Origin of the sequence: Pseudoalteromonas sp. CO342X (genome assembly GCF_004208915.1) — a bacterium.
GTDB classification, from domain to species: domain Bacteria; phylum Pseudomonadota; class Gammaproteobacteria; order Enterobacterales; family Alteromonadaceae; genus Pseudoalteromonas; species Pseudoalteromonas maricaloris.
Map to the genome: position 1 here is coordinate 66071 of NZ_SGPH01000035.1, position 23924 is coordinate 89994.

Below are 23924 nucleotides of genomic sequence, written 5' to 3' on the forward strand. Positions count from 1 at the left end.
TTTCAGCTAATTTCCAGTATTCTGGCTACAGCATAATCATAACAGAATGAAGGAAGCTAACGATGAATCTAGGTATGAAATCTCTTATCGCTGCTGCAGTATTTACTACTTTAGTAGGCTGTAACGCGACAGAATCCAACTCCAGCCAAGCAGTACCAAGCGCGATTGCAAAAGCCGTTGCTAGCGACAATCGAGCTGAGAAAAATAGAGCCCGAGACCAGTATCGCCACCCAAGTGAAACGCTTGCTTTTTTTGGCATTGAGCCATCAATGACCGTGGTAGAAATTGCACCTGGTGGTGGTTGGTATAGCGAGATTTTAGCGCCGCTGGTTAAAGGTCAAGGCACCTATTATGCAGCGCACTTCCCTGCTGATTCAGATGTTGGCTACTATCAACGCTCATTAAAAGGCTACAAAGAAAAAGTAGCAACCAACCCAGACTATAGTGAAGTAAAGATCACGGAATTTGCACCAGTGACGCACAGTAATATTGCGCCACAAGGCAGTGCTGACGTGGTACTTACCTTCCGTAACGTACATAACTGGTACATGGGTAAAGGGGATGAAGGTGTACTTAGCGCGTTCAACGCGTTTAATAAGGCACTGAAACCTGGTGGCATTTTAGGTGTGGTTGAACACCGTCTGCCTGAGCACCGCCAACTTGAGGATCAAAAGTCGTCAGGTTATATGAAGCAAAGTTATGTTGTTGATATCGCCAAGCAAGCTGGGTTTGAATTAGTTGCAAGCAGCGACATTAACGCCAACCCGCTAGACAGCGCCAATCACCCGAAAGGCGTCTGGACTCTGCCACCTCGCTTAGCGCTAGGTGATGAAAAAGCAGCGCAATATAAAGCGATTGGGGAAAGCGACCGCATGACCTTAAAATTCAAAAAGCTTTAATAGGAAAATTTCGCCATGAATGTACTAGTCATTGGCAGCGGTGGACGTGAGCATGCGCTTGCGTTCAAAGCCGCACAAAACCCATCTGTAAAAACAGTTTTTGTAGCACCAGGTAACGCAGGTACTGCGCTTGAGCCTAAACTCGAAAACGTAGCTATCGGCGTTGAAGATATCGATGCCTTGGTCGTCTTTGCTAAAGAAAACAATGTGCAATTAACCATTGTTGGCCCTGAAGCGCCACTGGTTATCGGTGTAGTTGACCGTTTCCGTGAAGAAGGCTTAGCTATTTTTGGACCTACTCAAGCGGCAGCACAGTTGGAAGGTTCAAAGTCGTTTACTAAAGACTTTTTAGCACGTCACGATATTCCAACAGCGGCTTATCAAACGTTTGAAGAGATTGAGCCTGCGCTTGCCTACTTGAAAGCACAAGGAGCACCTATCGTCGTTAAGGCTGATGGTCTTGCTGCTGGTAAAGGGGTTATCGTGGCAATGACCGAAGCGGAAGCGGAAGAAGCTATCCGCGATATGCTTGCGGGGAATGCTTTTGGCGAAGCGGGCAGCCGCGTGGTTATCGAAGAATTTTTAGAAGGTGAAGAAGCTTCTTTTATCGTCATGGTTGACGGCAAAAATGTACTTCCTTTTGCCACCAGCCAAGATCACAAACGTGCATACGATGGTGATAAAGGCCCAAATACAGGTGGTATGGGTGCATACTCTCCAGCTCCTGTAGTCACGCCAGATATTCATGACCGCATCATGGCCGAAGTGATCAATCCAACGGTTGAAGGTATGGCGAAAGAAGGTCACCCTTATACAGGTTTCCTATACGCTGGTTTGATGATCACAGCAGACGGCACACCAAAAGTTATCGAGTATAACTGCCGCTTTGGTGACCCAGAAACACAACCTATCATGTTACGCCTCCAATCTGATTTAGTTGAGCTGATTGAAGCGGCAAACCGTGAAGAGCTTGATCAAACATCGATCGAATTCGATCCGCGAGCTGCCGTTGGTGTTGTGCTTGCAGCTAGTGGCTACCCAGGCAACTATCCTAAGGGTGACGCTATCTCAGGTCTTCAGGTGAACTATCCTGAAGGTGAAAAAGTGTTCCATGCTGGTACTAAGCAAGATGGCGAGCATGTAGTCACCGCTGGTGGTCGAGTATTATGTGCAACGGCCCTTGGTCACACGGTAACCGAAGCGCAAAAACGCGCCTACTCTCTAGTGAAAGACATTCACTGGGATGGTGTAGAGTACCGCACAGATATCGCATATCGTGCAATCGCACGCGAAAGCTAATTCACATTAAGCTTTGCAAGGCCAGCCCGACGCTGGCCTTTTTCATTTTTACACACTGCGTTTCTAAGTTTGTAATGGTATCCTACCCTTTTATGAGCATTTTTAGGGGCAAAGATGCAAGTACAAGGTACACTCAGCAAGTTAAAGTCAGCGCTTGTTGAACCTATTCAATATCAATTACCCGTGGGTGATAACTTAGTATCACTCAATGACTACTTTGGTAAATCTGTCACCCTTACCTTCACCGGCAATATATTTTGCAGTAGCTGTGGTAAAAAAACCAAAAAGAGCTATTCGCAAGGCCACTGTTTCGTGTGCATGAGAAAACTCGCGAGCTGCGACATGTGCATTATGAAGCCAGAGACCTGCCACTATGATCAAGGCACCTGTCGTGAACCCCAATGGGGCGAAGAGAACTGTATGATCCCGCACTATGTGTACTTGGCCAATACCTCAGGTCTTAAAGTTGGGATCACTCGTCATACGCAGATCCCAACACGTTGGATAGATCAGGGCGCAACGCAAGCACTGCCGATTTTTAAGGTGCAGACCCGTCACCAGTCAGGATTAGTGGAAGTGGCACTGGCTCAGTTTATTGCCGATAAGACTAACTGGCGCAATATGCTCAAAGGCATCAATCCTGAAATAGACCTCAAAGCAGAAGCTGCTAAGCTTATTCCCGAGATCCAAGCAAAGCTCGACGAACTTGCTGAACTCTTTGGTGCAACCGCCATTGAAGTGCTGGACGAAGAAGTGGTTGATCTCACTTTCCCTGTAGAGCAGCACCCGAGTAAAATCAGCTCGTTTAACTTTGATAAAGACCCTGTAGTATCAGGCGTGCTTGAAGGGATCAAAGGCCAATACCTTATTTTTGATAATGGCGTGATCAATATCCGTAAGTTTACTTCTTACGAAATTACCTTCTCTGACGAATAAAATGCATGCCAATCGTCTTCTGTAAGTGGCTTACAGAAGACGTAACCTTGGATTGTATGACAACCAAGCTTGCGCAGGTAACGTTTCTGTACAGGCTTTTCTACGCCCTCAGCTACAACTTGCAGGTTGAGCGCCTTAGCCATCGCCACAATTGCCGAAACAATTTCGCTGTTGCCATATTCATCGGGCACCTTAGCAATAAAACTAGCATCTATTTTTAGGATATCGATGGGCAGTTTAGCCAAGTAACTGAGCGCAGAATACCCTGTACCAAAGTCATCAATCGCCAGTTTGACCCCCAGCTCCTTGAGTTTTTTCAAGGTGTACTTAGCCTCAAGCAGATTACCGATAAAGCTATTTTCAGTAAGCTCAAGCTCAAGATACTTGCCATCGACGTTGTGCTTCTTTAATGCCTGCGCAACACATTGATACAGGTCACCTTGAGTGACATGTGACGCCGAGATATTAATCGCCAAGCGCCTAATCTCAACACCTGCGCGTTGCCATTTAGCCAAGTGCTGGCAGGCTTTATCTATTACCCACTGATCTAAGCGAATAATAAGCCCCAGTTCCTCAGCAAGTGGAATAAATTGAGCCGGCGAGATCATCCCAAGATTTGGGTCACGCCAGCGCAGCAAACACTCAACACTGGAAATACGACTACTGGTTAAGCACTGCAAGGGTTGAAAATGCAGTTCAAACTCATCATTTTCTAAGGCATTCTGAAAACGGCTTAGCATGGATAAACGCTCAAATGAACGTGCATTCATCGAAGCTTCGAATAACTGAAAGGAGTTGCGCCCTACTTCTTTGGAGCGATACATAGCAACATCGGCGTGTTTAAGTAATGTTTCCGTATCATGACCATCTTCGGGATAAATAGCTGCCCCCATCGAGGCCGTCGCAGCCACCTGCATATCACCAAGTTGAAAGGGGCTCGATAGTGCCATCAACATTTGGTCAGCAAACTCAATGACCTCCGACATGCCATTCACTTCGCTCAGTAGTACAACAAATTCATCGCCACCAAGTCGCGCTAAGGTGTCACCTTCGTTTAGAATAGACTTTATCCGCTCGCTAACCTGTACCAATAACTCATCTCCGGCGCTGTGACCAAGAGAGTCATTCACTTCCTTAAAGCGGTCTAAATCTATAAACATCACACTGAGTTTTTGCTTGTAGCGGTGCGCTGATGCCAATGCCATAGAGAGTCTGTCGTAAAATAAGCGGCGATTAGGCAGCCCAGTCAATTCATCAAAATAGGCTAAGCGAGCAATTTTTTCTTCAGCATTTTTACGCTCCGTAATGTCGCTAAAAATGGCTGCGTAAAGCATGTCGTCACTGTACGGCTCTCTGATCTCAATAATCGTAAGCCATTCAACATAAATCTCACCGCTCTTTTTACGATTGCAGATCTCGCCCTGCCACACACCTGTTTCTCTGAGCGTTTGCCACATGCTCTGATAATAGCATTCATCATGTAGCCCAGAGCTCAATATGCTTGGGTTTTTCCCTAGTACTTCGTAATCTTTGTAGCCGGTAAGCGCACTAAACGCTGGGTTGATCTGGATTATTTCACCTGAACTTTTGGTGATCATAATGCCATCGAGAGAAGCATCAATGATGCGGTTAGCTAGATAAAGATTCTTCTCCGATTTTTGCAGTGCAATATCACGTTGTACTAGGACTTTTTCCAGCTCGCTACAATACGCAGTTTCAATTTCAGTCAGGACATTTTTGAGCGCTAATAGCCCTATCACTTGTTGCGAGTCAGGGGAAGTCACCACCAAATGGCGAATGGAGTTTACCGTCATTAGCCGGTAAGCATCGAATAGGCTGTCTTTTGGCGTCATGGAGAGCATCGGATAGCTAGCTAATTGCCAGCAAGGCTGACGCCAATCAGGGTTGAGAATAATATACGCAATATCGCGCTGAGTAATAATGCCATACTCATTTAATTCACGGTTATACACCAGCACGGCGGTCAGCTTAAGCTCACGCATATTATTGATAACATCAGAGACGCAGTCTTCACTGTCTAAAATCACAATGCTCGAGTCAAAGTGCTGCTCAATTGGTCTAAAATGCAAATAGTGGTCGAGCCCTTGGCTGCGCACAATATCGGATAAAGAGACCACACCACAAGGTAGATTATCCGAGTCCACCACGAGTAAGTGACGGATCCCTAATTGATGGAACTTGACCGTCGCCTCACTCAAGGTTTTATCTATTTGAATTTTTTGCACCGGTGTAGTCATCACTTCTCGGATCGGCACCTGAGCAAAGTCAGGGTCGTTAAAGTTGAGCTTAACGCAATCCGACTCAGTCCAGATACCAATAATGTCATCGGCACGGGTAATAAAGATCGAGCTCACTCTGCTCGCTCGCATTTGCGCAACCGCATCATATAGGCTGGTTTGCTCATCGCAACATAACAAGCTATTGGTAAATACTTCTTTGATCTGTAACTGACGTGAATCACCAACCATAAGCACACTCTCGCAATATTATTCCAATTTGAAGTATACTGGGCGACACTTTTGATAACTTGACCAAGAACAAATTATGGCGATAAAAACCTATCCTTTATTGCTGGTATTAGACCAAAGTATAGAGTTTATCGAAGATGAAAAAGCACTAAGAGATACAACGCATCTGCTCGATGATGCGTCACTCAAACGGTTAATTCTAGTATACCCAAACGATTGCTGCAGCAACGCACACGGTGCGCCCGTGCAGTGTATTGATTTGAAATATTTAACCGAATTAGTGCAACAATATCTCGTTAACGAAGGCCAGTGTTGCGTCAGCAAAATCCAACTGAGCACTACTCAGCAGGCTTTTGATTTATTAAGTCTAAGCTAACCGGCTTCAACCAGCGCTTTGATATGTGTCACGGCGCTGCGGCCTAAAGAAGAAAGATCATAGCCCCCTTCTAAGTAGGAAATAATCCCCAAACAGTCCGATAAGTTTGCAAACTCAACCACTTGCTCAGTAAACCACTGGTAATCTTGTTCAACAAACTTGAGCCCGCCCATATCATCTTCTAAATGACCATCAAACCCTGCGCTGATAAAAATGAGCTGAGGTTTAAATGATTGCAGCTTAGGTAACCATTGCTGCTCCACCAAGGCTTTTAAGTCTGTACCGTCCGCTCCCGCACTCAAAGGGGAATTGATAAGTGTTTGATGATTCTCAATCGCGGTATTTGGATAAAAAGGATGTTGAAACAAAGAGCAAAGTAATACGCTATGATCGTCTTTGAAAATATCTTGCGTGCCATTACCATGATGTACATCGATATCCAATATAGCCACCCGCTCTACGCCCTTTGTCTTGGCATAAGCGGCGGCAATGGCAACATTATTAAAGACACAAAACCCCGATGAAGTACTTTGATTGGCGTGGTGCCCAGGAGGTCTAACAGAACAAAATGCAGCATCAAGTTTACCAGCAACAACTTCGTCCACCGCGAGTATTCCTGCGCCGACAGCGCGTTCAATCGCTTTCATAGAATCAGGACAAAGCCAAGTGTCGCCGTCTAACTCGGTTAACCCTTCATTAGGGATTTTATCCATTACTTCTTTGATCATGGCTTGATCATGAACCAATGCATAGTGTGAGGTATCGGCTTTCAGCGCCGTTTTGTGTTCAATGGCGATATCAAGTCCAGACGCTAGCAACCTGTCTGATATCGCATCTAACCTCGCAGGACACTCAGGATGTTCCTCGGTCATTTTATGCTTGCGGCAATATGGATGAGTAATAATTGCAGTACGCATAACGAATATACATCCTATGTTAGTTTGCGACGTGGTTGATTTAAGTAGCTATCCTTTCACTATATCAAAGCCACATAATTGTGGCTTTGATACTTTGGTATATCCTAATGCTGGATTTCTTTCGCCTTTAAATCCAAGTTATGGAAATCGAAACTAAAGTCGGTTATTTCTGGGTTAACAAATTCCATCGCAGCAGACTCAACCCGTTGTGATTTATCCATCACAAAATTGATGTAAGCATCTGCTTCAAGTAATGGCTCATCCCACCGTACCACAAAGGTGTTACCGGTTAGGTGCTCAAGTTTCCCTTTTAAGCGCTTCGTGTGCGTAAAATCAATGCGCAGTTCCTTACCGAGCTTTTCCACTACCACATCGCCATACCAAGCGCTAGTTAGTGTCCCTGTGTAGTTGTTTAATGATAAAGCAGGTTGTGGTTTTGCAACTTCGATTATCCCAGCTTTAGCATATTTTTCTTGTTGCGCCTTAAAGTAATCATCGGCGATGATCTGCACCCAGTCTTTATCTTCTAGACCAAGCGCATCTTCAAACACTTCATTGATAATCGCGGAAAGTGCAGGGTATTTTTGCTGGTTTGATAAGACCACCACACCCAATTTTTTCTCTGGGATCATCGCCACTTGCGACACCATACCTAAAATCCCACCGCCGTGACCTACCTTTTTATAACCAAAGTAGTCTTCTACCGCCCAGCCAAGGCCGTACCCTCTAAACTGCTGGTGGTATACTTCTGCGGCTTTTGCTGCGGGAATACGCGTAATGTGTGGGTGCCACATTTGCACTTGTTGCTCTTGGCTAAATAGCTGCTCGCCAGAAGGTAAGCGACCACCTTCAAGCTGAGTTTGTAACCACTTGGTCATGTCATCCACGTTAGACGCAATGGCGCCAGCACCACGGAAATCTTCTAGGTAGTTAACAAAGAACGGTGTAAGTTTGCCATCCATCGGAATATGGCCAGTCGCCCAATTACTATTGTTAGCCGGGATCCGAGAGAATCCAGCCTTTGAGTCATCCATATCTAGCTTGGTAAACATTTCCTGCTCAACAAAATCGCGCCAATCTTTGCCACTGACTCGGCTTACGACTTCTCCTGCAACCACAAACATCAAATTGTTATAAGCGTAATGGCTGCGGAAACTTGAATCCGGTTTGAGATGTGAAATACCTGCCAGCAATTCAGTCATGGTTTTATCAGTATCAGGCCAGATCATAAGGTCACCCGCCCCAAGACCCAACCCACTTCGATGACTTAATAAATCGCGGATCGTCATCTCTTGAGTTACATAACTATCGTAAAGCTTAAATTCTGGAATGTGTTTGGTGACTTTGTCATCCCAACTCAGTTTGCCTTGATCTATCAACATCGCCAGTGCTGCTGCCGTAAATGCTTTGGTGTTAGATGCAATACCAAACAAGGTATCCGCATTGACCTTGGCTGGCTTATTTAAATGCGTCACTCCGAAGCCCTTGGTCATCACAACCTTACCATCTTCTACGATACCAATTGCCAAACCTGGAATATTAAACTTTGCCATTGCACTTTTTACCGCAGCTTCAACATCCTGTTGGTTTACTGCCGCGCTTGCCTGCGCACTAAGAAAACTTGCAGCAACTAGGCCTGAGGTTAATAGCCATTGTTTTATTTTCATTATTTTTCCTTGGTTTTTTGCCACAACTAATCATGATGTTACCAGTCAAGCTTTGAGATTTAACTTCGTAATATCACATTGATAGATGGCTAATTCTTGTTGTTGTCTGTCACTATTATTATCTGTAACGTGTGATTGCGCCGAAATTGCCTGTAAATAGCTAGTCGGAAACTGATGCTCCTTTGCCCCGGCCAACACATGATGTACGTACCAATCGAAAGGTAATTGATGTTCCACAAAGGTGTTAGCAATATAGCACCAAGCGTCCACCATACCGCCATCTTGCCTTTCAACAGGCAAACAATGACAGCTGTAGCGCTCCCCTTCAATGTCGTCCAAACGAGCCTTTTCTTGCTCATCCAACGCATACAAAACGCCATAAACATGGCTATTTGCTTTAGTGCTCGGCGTAATACTGCACTTGGCTGAACCATCGGTGCTCAACATATCAAAAGTCAGCCGATAGCCATGCAATTTTCCCACTCCAAGTAGCTTCGCTTGTGGTAAGCGAGCGAGCAGGCGTGCGGTCGACATATTTGAACCAAAACTAAAGTTAATAATGTTTTTGTCACACATTAGATCACCAATCTTACTGCAAGCAGTAACATGATCACACCGATCCCGCGATCAAACCAATGTCCTGCACGACGAAAAAATTGCCTTACCCTTGTTTTTGATAAAACTAAAGATAAAAACGAAAACCAAGCCCAGGTAGCCAACGCCATATAAACACCGTAAAACAACTGCACACTGCTTGGTGTGGTTGGCTCAATCACTAAGGTAAAAAGCGATAAAAAAAACAGCGTTGCTTTAGGATTTAAGGCGTTGACTAAAAAACCTCGTTTTAACGCAGTCCAATTAGACTCAGTAACAGCGTGTTCAGTGATATTTTCTTGCTCTGAATTGGGTTTTGCATACCACAACGCTTGAACACCAAGGTAAGCGAGGTAAAGCGCGGCTAAGTATTTTACTGCTGTGAACAAGGTTTCAGATTGAGATAGCAGTAACGCAACCCCCAATAAGCAATAACTGACATGTACTAAAATACCAAGGCCAACCCCAAAACTTGTCCAAAGGGCGTTTGCTCTACCCTGCTGTACACTTTGTTTAAGCACTATCGCAAAATCAGGACCGGGACTTGCGACAGCAAAAAAATGTGCCAGCGCAATTAAGATAAACTCATCAAGATAAACGAGCATGTGCATGCTCCTGTAAGGCCAGTAAATCACCTCGCTCTGAGTTATCCATTAAGGTATTAATTTGCTTTTTCGCCTTTTTATACTGACTCACAAGGTGTGACTTAAGATGCTTATGACCATCTTTCACCCCTTTAAAATGGCATACTAGGGCATGCACAAAAACACTCTGCTGCTCTGTCAGTGCAGCTTTTCGGTTGGCATATTGGTTGTAGCAAGAACCACATCCTCCCCTAAAGTGATATACGGTATTAGACATCATGACCCCAAAGCCAAAAAAGCTCGCCAGCACATCACAAGCCGCGTCTAATTGCGCTTCCCCACCTGGAGGTAACACGCCACGCTGTAAAATTAAAACTTTTGCCATAACACCTGCGTAACTGGCGATCAGATCTTGAGGCTGATTTATTTGATTGGGATTATAAGAAATCAAAATAGGCGCAGCCGCTTCAGCGATAACCGCTTGCTCACCGCGCCAACGCCCTGCAATGTTTAACTTAGTCATGCTGTTCGACGCGAGCATGCGTTCAGGCGCAACCAAAGTGATTGGCCACCGTTGTAACCCCGCGTAGGACTTTACTCGGGAGAAAACCACTGCCGCCATCTCTTCAATACTGGATACCGGCTCAGGAAAACAACTGGGAGTCGGAGTAATGATCTGCGTTTCATTTAAAAAGTACTCGCCATCAAAATGCTCAAATGCCCAGACAAAGGTATCAATTAACCATTGGGTTTCTTCATCGCTAAGCAAAGGTGAGACTTTAAATAAGGACAGCATGCTAATAATTCACTCTTTTCTGGAATAACCCCTGATAAATAGCATAAACTCTGAGCCTAATGCAAAAACATGGAGTTTCACATGCCACACTTTATTCTCGAACACTCAGCTAATTTGCCAATTGAAACCGAGGCATTAGTATCACAGGTGCAGCAATTTGCCTGTGCAAGTGGCTTGTTTGATCCAACTTCCGTCAAAACCCGTGCTGTTGCTTTTGAGCATTTTCAGTTAGGTGATGGCAAACAAGGATTTATTCACCTGCAGATCCATATGATGGCTGGTAGAACATTAGAGCAAAAACAAATGCTCACGGAAGGTGCTCTAAAGCTTTTGCTCGCAAAGGTCGGGGAGCATTTTGCTCTCAGTGTCCATTGCTATGATTTATTATCCGATATTTACCGCAAAAACTAATTTATTATTCGAGTTATTTAGCTATGAAATTTCCATGTAGATTGGAGAAATTTTTGAGCCACGTTGCAGAGATGCCGCGCAGCAAGGTCAAAATTAATATTAAAAAAGGTCTAGTTACCGTCAATGGCAATGTCGTCAAAAAAGGTGATATCCAAGTCACTCCAGCAGACCACATTACTTTCGATGGCAATCGCCTAGAGTATTTGGGTTTACGCTACTATATGCTAAACAAACCGCAAGGTTATGTATGTGCAAATAGTGATGAATTGCACCCTACAGTATTCGATTTAATCGAAGAACCTAACTTAAAAGATTTTCATGTTGCAGGTAGACTGGACATCGATACGACGGGTTTGGTTCTGCTCACTAACGATGGTGATTGGTCTCATCAAATCACCTCGCCAAAGAAACAAAAGTTTAAAACTTATGTACTAGAAAGTCGCGATGAACTCACTGAAGAAGCGCTAACACAGCTTGAGCAAGGCGTTGAGTTACATGGTGAAAGGCAAGCAACCCTGCCAGCAAAAGCGGAGCTTATTGATAAATTCGCACTACGCTTATCTATTTGCGAAGGAAAATATCACCAAGTAAAGCGCATGCTTGCCGCAGTTGGCAACCAAGTAGTTGAACTCCATAGAGAAAACATTGCAGGGATCGAACTTGATCCAACCCTTGCTAAGGGAGAATATCGCCCGTTAACTGATGAAGAAATAAGCATAATTAATGCAAATTAGTCTTCGCCCTTAGGTAGTATGAGTAAATATCATCTCAAAATAACCCGCATAGGGCATTAACCTACTTACAAACTCCCCCTAAACATGCTAAATCATGTAATGAGAGTATTTTTAGGGGGCGATCCTGTGTTTTCTAGTTTCACATTAAAAGCAAAAATAATTACCTTTGCCGCCGCAATATTTGTTTCATTACTTGCCGTTGCCTTTGTAGGTCTTCAAGCTCTACGCCATGCCAGTGAAAGCGATAATATTGCGCGTATCAACCAATTAATGAAAAGCACCGTTAATATTGTTAAACAGTTTGAGCACTTTGCAGAGCAAGGAAAACTGACTGAGCAACAAGCAAAAGAGATGGCAATTCAAGTTTTAAGAGAAAATAAATATCATGACTCTGAGTATGTGTATGTTGTTAATGATAAAATGGACTTCGTAGCAACACCTCATGACCCCCAACTACATAACACCAGCTTTAATGACTTTGAAGATGCTGACGGCAAAAGCATAGGCAGCATGGTAAAGCGTTTAGTCGGTAACCAATTTGATCGGATCATTACCTACAATTGGACCTCATTACGAAATGGAGAAGTTGTCGACCTGACCTCAGTGGTTCAAAAAACCCCAGGGTTTGGCTGGTATGTCGGCACTGGTATTAGTTATAAAGAAGTGAACGAGCGCTATTGGGACACCGCAATCTGGTTAGTTGCACTTTCTTTAGTGGTTGCCGTTGCATTAACCACCGCACTTGCGCGGTTTGGACTGTCACTCAACAATAAACTTGGGGCGGAAATCAATGATGTGCTCGAAATCGTAAAACATGTTTCAAGAGGAAACCTGACTACGCCAATCAATACTGCTGACTGTCAAGATTATAGCATTCTCGCAGCTATGGCCTATATGCAAGGCGGATTAAAAGGGGTAGTTGAGGGACTAAAAGAAGCAACCAAGGCGCTACAAAACCAAACATCAGACAGCGAGGTACGATCAGTAGAACTTGAGAATCTAACTCGTAGTTTAAATGCAGAAACTCAAATGGTGGCTTCAGCAATTACTGAGCTCACAGCATCAGCACAAACCGTTGTCGAACATGCAGAGCAAGCTGCAGATTCAGTTCAAGAGGCTGAAAAGCAAGGTAATGCAGCCGACAAACTGACAGCTCAAGCAGCGACTGAAATTGCATTATTAGAGCAACAAATTGACAGCGCTGGTAATAACATTCAAGTGCTAGATGAAGAAGTATCTAATATCGCCAATGTACTTACCGTAATCCAATCTATCGCCGAGCAAACCAATTTACTGGCTCTCAATGCTGCGATAGAGGCAGCACGAGCTGGAGAGCAAGGACGAGGCTTTGCTGTCGTAGCGGACGAGGTCAGACAGCTTGCTCAGCGCACTCAAACCAGCACAGAAGAGATCCGTACCATGATCACTAAACTGCAAAGTGCGACTCAAGATGCGAAGGCTTCGGTAAGCTTGAGTATTGCAACAAGTGAAAAGACAGTAAGTATGTCGTCTAAAGCATCCCAAGCGCTTGTGCAAGTCGCCGATTCTTTAAAATCTATATCGCAAATGAGTCATCAAATAGCTCAAGCAGCCAAAGAACAGTTGGATGCAGGTGAAGATACAGCTAAACGCGTCGTTATTATTTCTGATACCGCTTCGCAAACGGCTAGCGTCTCAGAAAAAGCACATAAAGCAACCGATACGATTAAATCATTATCCGGAAATCTAGAGCTTGAGATGGCTAAATTCAAGGTGTGAAAAATTAATTTTATCTTTACTTTTCAGACCATTAGAATAGTGTAAATATATCTAAACTATTATTTTAAAATTTTCTTTAATTTTTCATTCACCTTGTGTTTATTTGGTGTTAAGTTTGTACCTGTCGGGAGTGTCGGTTGAGTAGTCTGGCACGGCTCTCCTGAAGTTGTGAGAATCACAATAAAAGATAAATCCAATACAATTTGATCACTTGGTATTCAAGTGTGTTCAATAAGGACTATGATAATGCAAAAGCTAAATTTGAAAGAATGCAAAAAAGTTTCTGGTGGCGGTATTTTTGAACCTGAATTTCCACAACAAAAAAGCCAAGAGTCTCAAAAGAAAGACTAAGTTTTAGATTGTCAAAATGAAAAAGAACTTTTCAATAAGAGATCTACTTCTTCCTTACGCTGTTATCGGAGTAGGTCTTTTTGTACTATATGATATTAGGTATCACTTCTTTTTAATTTACATTATGACGATCTCTGCAATTTTGGTGGTGGGGATTCGGCTGAAAGACATTAACATTTCCACTTTAGCTATTCTGGTTGCAATTCCTTTTTCTCTCGAAGTCATTGTTTTTTCATCCGGATTAATTAGCTTATCTTCAACCGAAAGCAGTCGCTTACTCCAAAATAGCATTATTTTTGGCGTACATTTCTTAATAAATTTATCAGTTGTCTTCCCTTTAACGCATCGAGTTGAATTAACTAAAAAGCTTTTTCCTAAGGCAAAAGTGAGATTTACCTTCGCAGATTCCATCTTACCTTGGTTGGCAATTTTAGGGGTATTTATGAGTTTTGCAGGACTTGTTGAAAACTATTTAAGACATGCTAAAGGTGTAAACAGTACTATCTTCTTCTACAGTTTTGACGTTAGTGGCTACATTATTTACGCTTCCAATTGTGGCGTCCTACTTGTTTTAACTGCCTTAACGTATAAAGAGGAATACGACTATGCGCTGCCAAGCTTACGCAAAAAGCGTTAATCTTCTGTAAAATACGGATTCACCAAGTTTATAGTTGCGCTTGTAAACTGTTTATCCAAACCATACTTTTGTTTTAAAGTTTGTAACTCTCCAGACTCTTGAAGTTTGGCAAGCCCTTCTTCCAAAGCCTTTGCCAGCGCTTGCTTGTCTTTATTTACAAAGAAGTAAAAGGCGGTTGAATACGATAGATGAAAATCAGGTACGATCATGAGGTTCTCGTTATTTTGTGCGATTAACTCTGAATTTGCCTCAATCACCGAGCGTGGAAAATAATCCGCTTTCTTATCCGCAATCAAATTAAACATAGTTTGATAATCAGAAATCGGTCTGACCTTAAGGCCGTTATAGCTTAGAATTTTGGTATCAGGCCAATCGTGCCCCTGAACTGCGGTAAAACGCTTTAATTCGTTAAGTGACCGAACTGCTTTTATGGCTGGATAAATATCTTTATGAACAATCAGCACACGTTTACCAATAAGTCCATCATAAAGGGGGATCTTAATAGGAATAGCAATTTGCTCACGAGCAGGGCTGGTCATCGACCAATGTAAATCAACCTTACCTCGGCTTAGTGCCATTAGCGTGCGCTGTTGATGAGGGTGGATTTTGATGTGTTCAATTTGAGCTGAGTACTTAGCAGCCGCCAGCGCCTTTTCTAGTAATTCGTAAAGATAAAGATCGCGATCGTACAAGGTTCTCGCTTCTTTCGCGACATAGATTAACTCGGGGGTTTGCGCCACGATATAAGCGCTTTGAAACACCAGAGCAGAGATAATTACACTCAACTTTAACTTCATCGCACAACCCTCTTTTAGGGGAAACAATACTACAATCAAGAGTATTTTTACGGATTGCTATTACTATTGCGTAATTAAAAATATAGTCAACCTGCATTTTCCAATCGTACAGTCGATACCGTAGGCTTGCGACGGTTACATACAAATAAATAGCTATTACGATAGCGCTTTGCTTCTTTCTTAGCATCCGTTGCTAAAGCTGCAACTTGGTGCGAATTTATACAGTGTTGTAAATCTGGTCTCACTAAACCAATCGATAAAGTGAGTAAAGGTACAAATTGCTTTTGCCCTTCACGATTTGTTGCCCAGTAACCGCCAGCACTAACATGCTCGGGAGTAAAAAAGGCTTTTGATTTAAGCTCAAACTGAGTGATGATCTCATGACACAACACTTCTGCATCATTATTATCGAACACCACCATAAAGTCGTCGCCCCCGATATGCCCAACAAAACTTGAGCTCTGTGCACATACATCAACTGTCACCTCGGCAAGTAGCTTAATCACGCTATCGCCACTGGCATATCCATATAAATCATTAAACTGCTTAAAATGATTAAGGTCGATATATGCAAGAGAAAAGTCATGATGTGAACGTAACCTTTGCTCTATTGCCTCATTTATCGCGACATTGCCCGGCAACATGGTTAATGGATTGGCATGTTGAGCATGACGAATTTTTTCTTCTGTGATGTGCTTGAGTATGTCTCTCAAGGGCGCTAAGCCAAGATAACGACCATCTCTAGTAATAATGATATGACGTCGAATATCAAATTCATGGTCGGTTATTTGCTTACTCACCGTATCAAGCTCTTGCTGCTCATCCACCACTAACGGCTGTTTATCCATCAACTTAATCACTGATTTCTTATCGAAGAGTGCATGACCATATGGTGCCGCAAACACCTCAGTCAGTTGATCTCTGTGTAGCAGCCCTACAGGCTCTCTAGCATCATTCACCACAGCAAGGCTGGTAAGCTTACGATCTTGTTCAAACAACCTATGAGCATCGATACATTGCGTACATTCATGGATAGCATTGGCCTCTTTGGCAAGCCAACCGATTGCCATCGACTGCTCAAATTGATTGACACTGGAACGAACTTCCGAATGAAGGGATTTTAACAACGCCAGCTCTGTCGGTGGCTTTCGAGTTGGCTTCGCGAGCAGAAAGCCTTGAGCGTTTACAATACCGAGCTGCTCTATCAGCTTTAGCTCCTCCATCCGCTCAATTCCCTCGGCAATTACTTGAGTGCTAGTGGCTTTAGCAAGCTCGATAATAGACTTTAAAAACTCACGTTTCACCACACTTTGGTCACAATGGTCGATAAAATATCTGTCGACTTTGACGTAGTCAGGGCATAACTCCGACCACTTTCTGAGACCAGAATAACCCGCTCCCAAATCATCAATCGCAATTTGAAACCCAAGTTCTCGATAATGGGTAATTGTAGTTAGTAGCAGATTCGCGTCATCTACTTTGTCTTGCTCAGTCACTTCAATGACGACACGCTTGGGATCGAGCCCATACACTTCTGTAAGATGTCTGGTTTCGCCCTTTGGGTGGCTCGGATCAAGTAACGCTTTTGGACTAACGTTTAAAAATAACTTACCAGGAAGGTTGAGTGAGACGAACTGCTTAATAGCAGCTTCACGACAGATAATCTCGAGTTCTGACAAACGCTCCTGCTTACTCGCGATCGCAAAAAGCTTGTCTGGAGATTCCAACAATGAGCCGGACATGCCACGACTTAATGCTTCAAACCCTAAGATTTGCCGTTTCGCAAGATCGTAGATAGGCTGAAACAGAGTAAATACAGCTTTTTCTTTTATTATTGTATTAAGTACTAACGTGCGCGAAGGATCCACAGCATTAAACTCACTGTAAAAGTATAATCGCGCACGGTAGCAACAGAGTATGACAGATATATGTCAATCGGGTGAAATGTACCCAATTTGCAATTGAATGATTTTCAACCGCTTACTTCAGCGCTCGTTCTACCTGATCGAAGTGTGCAATCACTTCCACAATTTCCATCTCTGCGCTCTTATAGTCTTCAGCGCCACTAAACCCTTTCATCGCAATCGCTTGCACCGTTGCTGGATGCACTAATAAATCTTTTGCATGGTAGCAAACAGGGTCATCAAACTTGGGTAATTTGCCATCTGCATGATAGCCAGTTTCGATCTCTTCAAGTGGTAAAGTAGGAATGATATCAGCGGCCTTATCCAAGGCATCTAGATAAGTCTGACACTGAGGATACTTGGCCACAAACTCATTAAGCAAAGTTCTAGAAAGCGTCACAAGATCGGCGGATTGTGCTTCAAGTGCAGCAGCATCTTTCTCGATACGAATATCCGCAAGTAAAGTCTCGGCTTGTGCTTTATATTGCGCCAAAGATGAGGTTGCTTCCGTGGGAGCGGACTCTGTGCGTTGTTCTAATTCAGGTTGCTTAGAACATGCGGTCATTAATGTTAATGCGCCAACCGCCATCACAAGTTTGTACATAGGTATCTCCTTTATTGATAACGATTATCATTATATACTACTGTCATTTTTTAGAAACAATAAAATGACGTTTTACAAACAACAAAAAAGCGGCCAAAAAGCCGCTTTCGATTATCACAACAACTTCTGTGATTAAGGCATAGCGTCTAGGTCTGCACCTTCTTTTTCAACTTCTACTGGGATCAAATCTTCTTTGCTAACACCCATTGCTACTGCAACTGAACTCGCTACATAAACAGAAGAATAGGTACCGATAAATACACCGAACAGCAGAGCCGTCGCAAAACCGTGAATGGTTTGACCGCCCCATACGAATAGCGCTATCAATACAAGGATAGTCGTAATTGAGGTCACTAATGTACGATTAAGCGTTTGTGTCAGTGAAATGTTGATGATCTCTAAGGTGTCGTCAATGCGTACTTTACGGAAGTTTTCACGAATACGGTCAGACACAACGATAGTATCGTTAAGTGAGTAACCAATTACCGCCAATATTGCCGCCAAAATCGTTAAGTCAAATTCCAGACCTAAGATAGAAAACAGACCCATTGTCAGTACAACATCGTGGAAGAGTGCAAATACAGCACCTACCGCAAAGCGCCATTCAAAACGAAAAGCAACATAAATCAAGATACAGATAAGCGCGGTTAGCATCGCCAAGCCACCCTGCTCTTTGAGATCTTCACCAACACTTGGACCTACGAATTCAATGCGGCGCATCACCACACTTTCGTCTGCTTGCTTAAGTGCTGCAATAAGCTGGTTACCTAATACCTCAGCTTTCACGTCGTCCCCACGAGGGGCGAGTCGCACTAATACCTCTTGGCTTGAACCAAAAAGTTGCACAGAGGCATCGGCAAAACCATTTTCGGCTAATACACTACGTACCTTCGCTAAGTCTGCTGGCTGTGAAAATCCAACTTCAACTGCCGTACCACCGGTAAAGTCCAAACCAAAGTTTAGTCCTTTCACCATAAACGAGCCGATTGAAGCCAAGATCAACAAAACAGAGAAAGCCATGGAAAGCTTTCTTGCCGACATAAAACGGATAGTGCCTTTTAAGTTTAATAATTGCATGTCCGTCTCCTAGATTGATAGCTTAGTGATACGTCTGCCACCGATGATGGCATTAATAACTGCACGCGTACCAACGATCGCTGTAAACATCGAGGTAATGATACCGATAGCTAAGGTTACCGCGAAGCCTGCAATTGGACCTGTACCAACAGAGAATAGAATCACCGCAGCAATTAAAGTGGTGATGTTGGCATCAAAAATCGTACTAAATGCACTATCGTAACCATGATGAACGGCTTGCTGTGGACTGCGACCTTCCGCAATTTCTTCACGAATACGCTCAAAGATAAGTACGTTAGCGTCAACGGCCATACCGACGGTTAATACGATACCGGCAATACCTGGCAACGTCAGCGTCGCACCTGGGATCATCGACATCACACCCACAATCATGATGAGGTTAGCCGCAAGCGCTAAGTTTGCTACCAGACCAAAGCCTTTGTAGTACAGCAGCATAAAGGCAAGAACAAAAGCAAAACCAAGGACAACCGCAGTCATACCCGCTTCGATATTCTCCTGACCAAGGCTTGGACCTACAGTACGCTCTTCAACGATTTGAATTGGCGCAACCAGTGCTCCTGCACGTAGTAGCAAGCTTAAGTTATGTGCTTCTGCTGGGCTATCAATACCAGTAATACGGAAAGAGCTATTTAAACGCGCTTGAATCGTGGCAACGTTAATCACTTCTTCCACTTTGATTGGTGGTAACGCTTTGCCGTTTTCATCTTTCTTGCCAGATGGTTTGTACTCGATAAAAACCGTCGCCATACGTTTGCCGATAGCACGTTTAGTAAAGGCATTCATTTTTGCCCCACCTTTGCTATCAAGCTTGATATTCACCTGAGGGCGCTGATATTCATCCATACCAGATTGCGCACCTGTGATATGCGTACCTTCAAGAATAACGCGCTTTTTAAGCACAACAGGATAGCCATCTTTATGTGGGATCACTTCTGTGCCAGGAGGAATGCGGCCTTGTGCTGCTGCACGCACGTCGGCATTTTCGTCTACTTCACGGAACTCAAGCGTTGCAGTAGCACCAAGGATCTCTTTCGCACGAGCCGTGTCCTGAACACCTGGAAGTTGAACAATTATGCGCTCACCACCTTGACGTTGAACATTTGGTTCAGCAACACCCAGTTGGTTAATACGATTACGAATAATAGTTTCGTTTTGCTTGATAGCGTATTCACGCAGCTCTTTGTATTTAAGGTCGCTAAGGCTTGAGAAGAAAGCGAGGCTATCGCTGCTATCATTAATAAAGTCGTTACCCGGGTAACGTTTTCTCAAGAAGCTCATTGCCGCGTCTTTATCTTCTTCCGAGCGCATCGTTACTTGTACACGTTCAGTATTAGAAACACGACGAACAGCACGATAACGCAATTTCTCATCACGTAAATCGCTCTTGAAATCTTGCTCCATTTGCTCAAGTGCATTGTCCATCGCCGTGACCATATCCACTTCCATTGTGAAGTGAACACCACCACTTAAATCTAGACCGAGCTTCATTGGGTTTGCACCTAAGTCTTTTAACCACTCAGGTTGTGCCGGAGACATATTGATTGCTGAAATGTAATCATCACTTAAGCTATTACGCAAAATATCTTGTGCTTTAAGCTGATCTTCAACATTTTTGAAGCGAACAAGGATTTGACCGTCTTCTAACACAGAAGATTTTACGGCAAGGTTGTTCTTTTGTAGGGTTTCGTTAACTTGATCTAATACACTGAGCGTCGCATCAGCACCTTTTGTGCCAGACACTTGTATGGCCGGATCGCGACCATACAAGTTTGGTGTGGCATAAAGAATACCGATAGCTAACACAGCGAGAACAAGTAAGTACTTCCACATTGGATACTTGTTTAACACTGGACTATCCCTTTATTGTTATTCTTATAGAGATTTCATTGTACCTTTAGGTAACACAGCTGAAACCGCTGACTTTTGCACTGTCACTTCAGTTTGATCGTTTAGTGCGATTACAACAAAGTCTTTGTCATCAGCAACTTTTGTGATTTTACCCACTAGTCCACCTTGAGTTAGTACTTCATCACCCTTGCCTAATGCACCCATTAGGTCTTTGTGTTCTTTAACACGCTTGGCTTGTGGACGGTAAATTAAAAAATAAAATACCAAACCAAAAATACCTAACATGATTAGCATTTCCATGCCACCACCAGCAGGTGCTGCCGCAGCAGTGCTAGCATGCGCGTTTGAGATAAAAAAGCTCATTTCACTTCCTCGTTTATAAATTAATTATTTTCTGTCAAACCAACGTCAGCCAACTCTGGCACCGCAATGCCACGGCGCGCATAAAAGTCTTCGACAAATTCATCAAATGTACCTTCAGATAAGGCATTTCTCATTCCTTCCATCAAACGTTGATAATAACGTAAGTTATGGATGGTATTGAGTCGAGCGCCTAGAATTTCATTACACTTATCTAGGTGATGTAAGTACGCTCGAGAGTAATTCTTACAAGTGTGGCAATCACACTCCGCATCTAGTGGACTGGTATCTGTTTTGTGTGCTGCATTACGGATTTTCACCACGCCACCGGTTACAAATAAGTGACCATTACGAGCGTTACGCGTTGGCATTACACAGTCAAACATGTCGATACCACGACGCACAGCTTCAACCAAATCTTCTGGTTTACCAACACCCATTAAATAGCGTGGTTTGTTTTCTGGCATTTTATAGGCACATTGGTCAAGAATATTGATCATGTCTTCTTTAGGCTCACCAACCGATAAACCACCAAGTGCATAACCGTCAAAGCCGATTTCTTCTAAACCCTTTTGCGACTCGGCACGAAGCTCTGGGTACATACCACCCTGAATAATACCGAATAGTGCAGAAGGATTGTCAGCATGTGCATCTTTAGAGCGCTTAGCCCAACGTAAGCTTAGCTCCATCGAGTCTTTTGCTTCTTTTTCTGTCGCTGGATACGGCGTACATTCGTCAAAAATCATCACGATATCTGACCCTAAGTCGCGCTGTACTTCCATCGCTTTTTCTGGAGACAACATGATTTTCTCACCATTAACTGGTGACTTGAACAACACACCTTCTTCCGAAATTTTACGCATTGCACCAAGACTAAATACTTGGAAGCCGCCTGAATCGGTCAGAATCGGTTTATCCCAGTTCATAAAATCATGCAGATCGCCGTGCTGTTTGATGATCTCTGTGCCAGGTCTTAGCATCAAGTGAAAGGTATTTCCTAAACAGATATGTGCGCCCGTTTCTTTGAGCTCATCAGGGGTCATGCCTTTTACTGTGCCGTAAGTACCAACAGGCATAAATGCAGGCGTTTCTACCACACCACGGTCAAAAATCAAGCGACCTCGGCGAGCCTTACCCTGTTTGCTATCTAATTCAAATTTCATTGTTACCTCGTTGTCGGAAAAACAGTCCAACTTTGACTAAAAAACGTGCTAAGCCAATGCTTAGGGCAGTGATCTTTCGATTCTACCAAGATTACTAGCGCAATTCTAATACCAATTATCTTAATTAAGTGTTCTATTTTGAGGCGAGAAAATCTTGTCGATAACAAGGCAAAAATTTTGATATTTAGTTGCTCTAAATAAGAAATTTTTAACGCAGTTAGCGTCAGATTTACTCCTTCAAATTGAGCAAGCGTTAAGACTAATTGGTATAATATTGGGATAAAAAACACAAAGTCCATATCGAGCTTGCAACTTTACAGCTATAAAACGCAAAATGCCCAGCAACACTGGGCATTTAAATAGTTGTATGGCGTGAGTTACTTATCTTGCTTTTGCAAGAACATCGCATCACCGTAACTAAAGAAGCGGTATTTCTGTTCAATGGCGGTTTGGTAGGCCTTCATAATATGTTGTTGCCCTGCAAACGCACTCACTAACATGATGAGCGTTGATTCTGGTAAGTGAAAGTTAGTCACCATTGCATCTACCACGTTAAAACGGTAGCCCGGATAAATAAAAATATCGGTATCGCCGTAAAGTGGAGCAATTTCACCGCCGTTTGCTTTAGCCGCAGACTCAAGTGAGCGCACCGACGTAGTACCTACCGCGATGACGCGTCCTCCTCTGGCTTTTGCCGCTTTGATTGCCTCCACGACTTCTGCTGAGACCTCGATATATTCTGAGTGCATAACATGCTCTTCCACCGAATCGACTCTCACTGGCTGGAACGTACCTGCCCCCACGTGCAAAGTAACAAAGGCCATCTCAACACCTTTGTCTTTTAGCTTGGCCATCAATTCATCATCAAAGTGCAGTCCAGCGGTAGGTGCGGCGACTGCGCCTGGTTTCTCACCATACACAGTCTGATAACGCTCTTTATCTTCTTCATCATCCGGTCTGTCGATATAAGGAGGCAAAGGCATATGGCCAATTTTATCTAAAATAGCCAATACATTTTCTTCGCCCTCAAATCTCAACTCAAATAATTCACCATGGCGCTGAACCATCTCTGCGTTTGCTTGGCCTTCAAGCTCAATCTTAGTACCAGGTTTTGGCGACTTGCTCGCCCTTACGTGAGCAAGCACAGTACGCTCATCTACAACGCGCTCAACCAGTACTTCGAGTTTTCCACCACTGGCTTTTTGACCAAACATACGAGCAGGAATAACTTTAGTGTTATTAAAGATGATTAAGTCTTCTGGATTAATAAGTGCCAAAATATCTCTAAATACTTTGTGTTCTATTTCACCACTATTGCCATTTAAGGTAAGAAGACGACTGCTAGAGCGTTCCTTCATTGGGTGTCTGGCAATCAACTCATCAGGAAGATCAAAACTAAAGTCTGCTACGCGCATGGAAAGGCCTCATTTCTATAAGTGCGCCAAGTCTAGTGCGGTGTTTTGGCGAAATCAAGTGCTTGTAACCTTGCGTAAATACCTTTAACCTAGCGAGTCTAAAACGGTAATCACCATGTAAAGTTTTGTACGGTGTGCACCTTTGTTTAGTACGTTCTTTATTCTTTACGTTTAAACAATAACTTATCGCTATCGGCTATAATTTCCGAGCAAAGTTCGCGTCACTGTTTGATTATTATCAAGCGGCGGTTAAGTACGATTTGCTAACTTTAAGACAAGCCCAATGA

22 protein-coding genes are annotated in these 23924 nt (G+C 43.4%); 8 read left to right on the top strand and 14 right to left on the bottom strand.

Features of this window, described 5'->3' with window-relative positions; genetic code table 11:
* The first annotated feature begins 62 nt into the window (after positions 1–62).
* From EXT47_RS15675 to EXT47_RS15685, 3 genes are all read left to right on the top strand, one after another.
* The gene (locus EXT47_RS15675; RefSeq protein WP_039492706.1) at positions 63–899 is read left to right on the top strand and encodes a class I SAM-dependent methyltransferase; all 837 of its coding nucleotides are present in this window, start codon (positions 63–65) and stop codon (positions 897–899) included.
* A gap of 15 nt (positions 900–914) precedes the next feature.
* Positions 915–2198 (top strand): phosphoribosylamine--glycine ligase, encoded by a 1284-nt coding sequence (gene purD, locus EXT47_RS15680; RefSeq protein ID WP_045990370.1) that lies wholly within the window; start codon positions 915–917, stop codon positions 2196–2198.
* A 114-nt stretch (positions 2199–2312) separates the two neighbouring features.
* Positions 2313–3134 (top strand): DUF2797 domain-containing protein, encoded by an 822-nt coding sequence (locus EXT47_RS15685; RefSeq protein WP_130127015.1) that lies wholly within the window; start codon positions 2313–2315, stop codon positions 3132–3134.
* Here the strand turns inward: EXT47_RS15685 and EXT47_RS15690 are convergent.
* Positions 3107–5623: an EAL domain-containing protein gene (locus tag EXT47_RS15690; RefSeq protein ID WP_039492712.1), complete on the bottom strand. Its 2517-nt coding sequence runs from the start codon at positions 5621–5623 to the stop codon at positions 3107–3109. The genes EXT47_RS15685 and EXT47_RS15690 overlap by 28 nt on opposite strands.
* Before the next feature lie 76 nt (positions 5624–5699).
* Here EXT47_RS15690 and EXT47_RS15695 point away from each other — a divergent pair, with 76 nt between their 5' ends.
* On the top strand, positions 5700–5999 hold the full coding sequence (locus tag EXT47_RS15695; RefSeq protein WP_039492714.1) for a DUF4144 family protein: 300 nt from the start codon (positions 5700–5702) through the stop codon (positions 5997–5999).
* Here EXT47_RS15695 and EXT47_RS15700 read toward each other — a convergent pair.
* The 5 genes from EXT47_RS15700 to EXT47_RS15720 form a co-directional block, all read right to left on the bottom strand.
* Positions 5996–6916 carry a histone deacetylase family protein gene (locus EXT47_RS15700; protein ID WP_039492716.1) on the bottom strand — a complete coding sequence of 307 codons (921 nt, stop codon included), beginning with the start codon at positions 6914–6916 and terminating at the stop codon, positions 5996–5998. The genes EXT47_RS15695 and EXT47_RS15700 overlap by 4 nt on opposite strands.
* Before the next feature lie 104 nt (positions 6917–7020).
* Positions 7021–8583: a serine hydrolase gene (locus tag EXT47_RS15705; protein WP_130127016.1), complete on the bottom strand. Its 1563-nt coding sequence runs from the start codon at positions 8581–8583 to the stop codon at positions 7021–7023.
* A gap of 45 nt (positions 8584–8628) precedes the next feature.
* Positions 8629–9159 (bottom strand): gamma-glutamylcyclotransferase family protein, encoded by a 531-nt coding sequence (locus tag EXT47_RS15710; protein ID WP_039492719.1) that lies wholly within the window; start codon positions 9157–9159, stop codon positions 8629–8631.
* Positions 9159–9782: a LysE family translocator gene (locus EXT47_RS15715; protein WP_130127017.1), complete on the bottom strand. Its 624-nt coding sequence runs from the start codon at positions 9780–9782 to the stop codon at positions 9159–9161. The genes EXT47_RS15710 and EXT47_RS15715 overlap by 1 nt, the downstream gene beginning before the upstream one ends.
* Complete coding sequence (locus EXT47_RS15720) at positions 9766–10557, bottom strand: hypothetical protein (protein WP_130127018.1); 792 nt, start codon at positions 10555–10557, stop codon at positions 9766–9768. Before EXT47_RS15720 ends, EXT47_RS15715 begins: the two co-directional genes overlap by 17 nt.
* A gap of 81 nt (positions 10558–10638) precedes the next feature.
* On the opposite strand from EXT47_RS15720, the gene EXT47_RS15725 reads away from it, so the two are divergent.
* From EXT47_RS15725 to EXT47_RS15740, 4 genes are all read left to right on the top strand, one after another.
* Positions 10639–10968: a 5-carboxymethyl-2-hydroxymuconate Delta-isomerase gene (locus EXT47_RS15725; RefSeq protein WP_017218460.1), complete on the top strand. Its 330-nt coding sequence runs from the start codon at positions 10639–10641 to the stop codon at positions 10966–10968.
* 23 nt (positions 10969–10991) lie between these two features.
* Positions 10992–11702, top strand: a complete 711-nt coding sequence (gene rsuA, locus EXT47_RS15730) for a 16S rRNA pseudouridine(516) synthase RsuA (RefSeq protein ID WP_165383824.1) — start codon at positions 10992–10994, stop codon at positions 11700–11702.
* Positions 11703–11828: 126 nt separating this feature from the next.
* Positions 11829–13460, top strand: coding sequence for a methyl-accepting chemotaxis protein (locus tag EXT47_RS15735; RefSeq protein ID WP_039492727.1), 1632 nt, complete (start codon positions 11829–11831; stop codon positions 13458–13460).
* 367 nt (positions 13461–13827) lie between these two features.
* Positions 13828–14448: a hypothetical protein gene (locus tag EXT47_RS15740; RefSeq protein WP_223193778.1), complete on the top strand. Its 621-nt coding sequence runs from the start codon at positions 13828–13830 to the stop codon at positions 14446–14448.
* Here the strand turns inward: EXT47_RS15740 and EXT47_RS15745 are convergent.
* The 8 genes from EXT47_RS15745 to queA form a co-directional block, all read right to left on the bottom strand.
* A complete protein-coding gene (locus EXT47_RS15745; protein WP_130127020.1) occupies positions 14445–15245 on the bottom strand; it encodes an ABC transporter substrate-binding protein in 801 nt (266 codons plus the stop codon). The two genes, EXT47_RS15740 and EXT47_RS15745, sit on opposite strands and share 4 nt — an antisense overlap.
* Positions 15246–15331: 86 nt before the next feature.
* Complete coding sequence (locus EXT47_RS15750) at positions 15332–17113, bottom strand: bifunctional diguanylate cyclase/phosphodiesterase (protein WP_039492731.1); 1782 nt, start codon at positions 17111–17113, stop codon at positions 15332–15334.
* Between the two features lie 112 nt (positions 17114–17225).
* Complete coding sequence (locus tag EXT47_RS15755; RefSeq protein WP_010374160.1) at positions 17226–17753, bottom strand: hypothetical protein; 528 nt, start codon at positions 17751–17753, stop codon at positions 17226–17228.
* 132 nt (positions 17754–17885) lie between these two features.
* Complete coding sequence (gene secF, locus EXT47_RS15760; protein WP_039492733.1) at positions 17886–18830, bottom strand: protein translocase subunit SecF; 945 nt, start codon at positions 18828–18830, stop codon at positions 17886–17888.
* A gap of 9 nt (positions 18831–18839) precedes the next feature.
* Entirely contained in the window at positions 18840–20699 is a 1860-nt protein-coding gene (gene secD, locus EXT47_RS15765; protein WP_130127021.1) for a protein translocase subunit SecD, read from the bottom strand.
* Between the two features lie 24 nt (positions 20700–20723).
* A complete protein-coding gene (yajC, locus tag EXT47_RS15770; RefSeq protein ID WP_010374166.1) occupies positions 20724–21062 on the bottom strand; it encodes a preprotein translocase subunit YajC in 339 nt (112 codons plus the stop codon).
* Positions 21063–21082: 20 nt separating this feature from the next.
* The gene (tgt, locus tag EXT47_RS15775) at positions 21083–22222 is read right to left on the bottom strand and encodes a tRNA guanosine(34) transglycosylase Tgt (protein ID WP_010374167.1); all 1140 of its coding nucleotides are present in this window, start codon (positions 22220–22222) and stop codon (positions 21083–21085) included.
* Between the two features lie 377 nt (positions 22223–22599).
* Complete coding sequence (queA, locus tag EXT47_RS15785; RefSeq protein ID WP_130127022.1) at positions 22600–23637, bottom strand: tRNA preQ1(34) S-adenosylmethionine ribosyltransferase-isomerase QueA; 1038 nt, start codon at positions 23635–23637, stop codon at positions 22600–22602.
* Between the last annotated feature and the right edge of the window lie 287 nt (positions 23638–23924).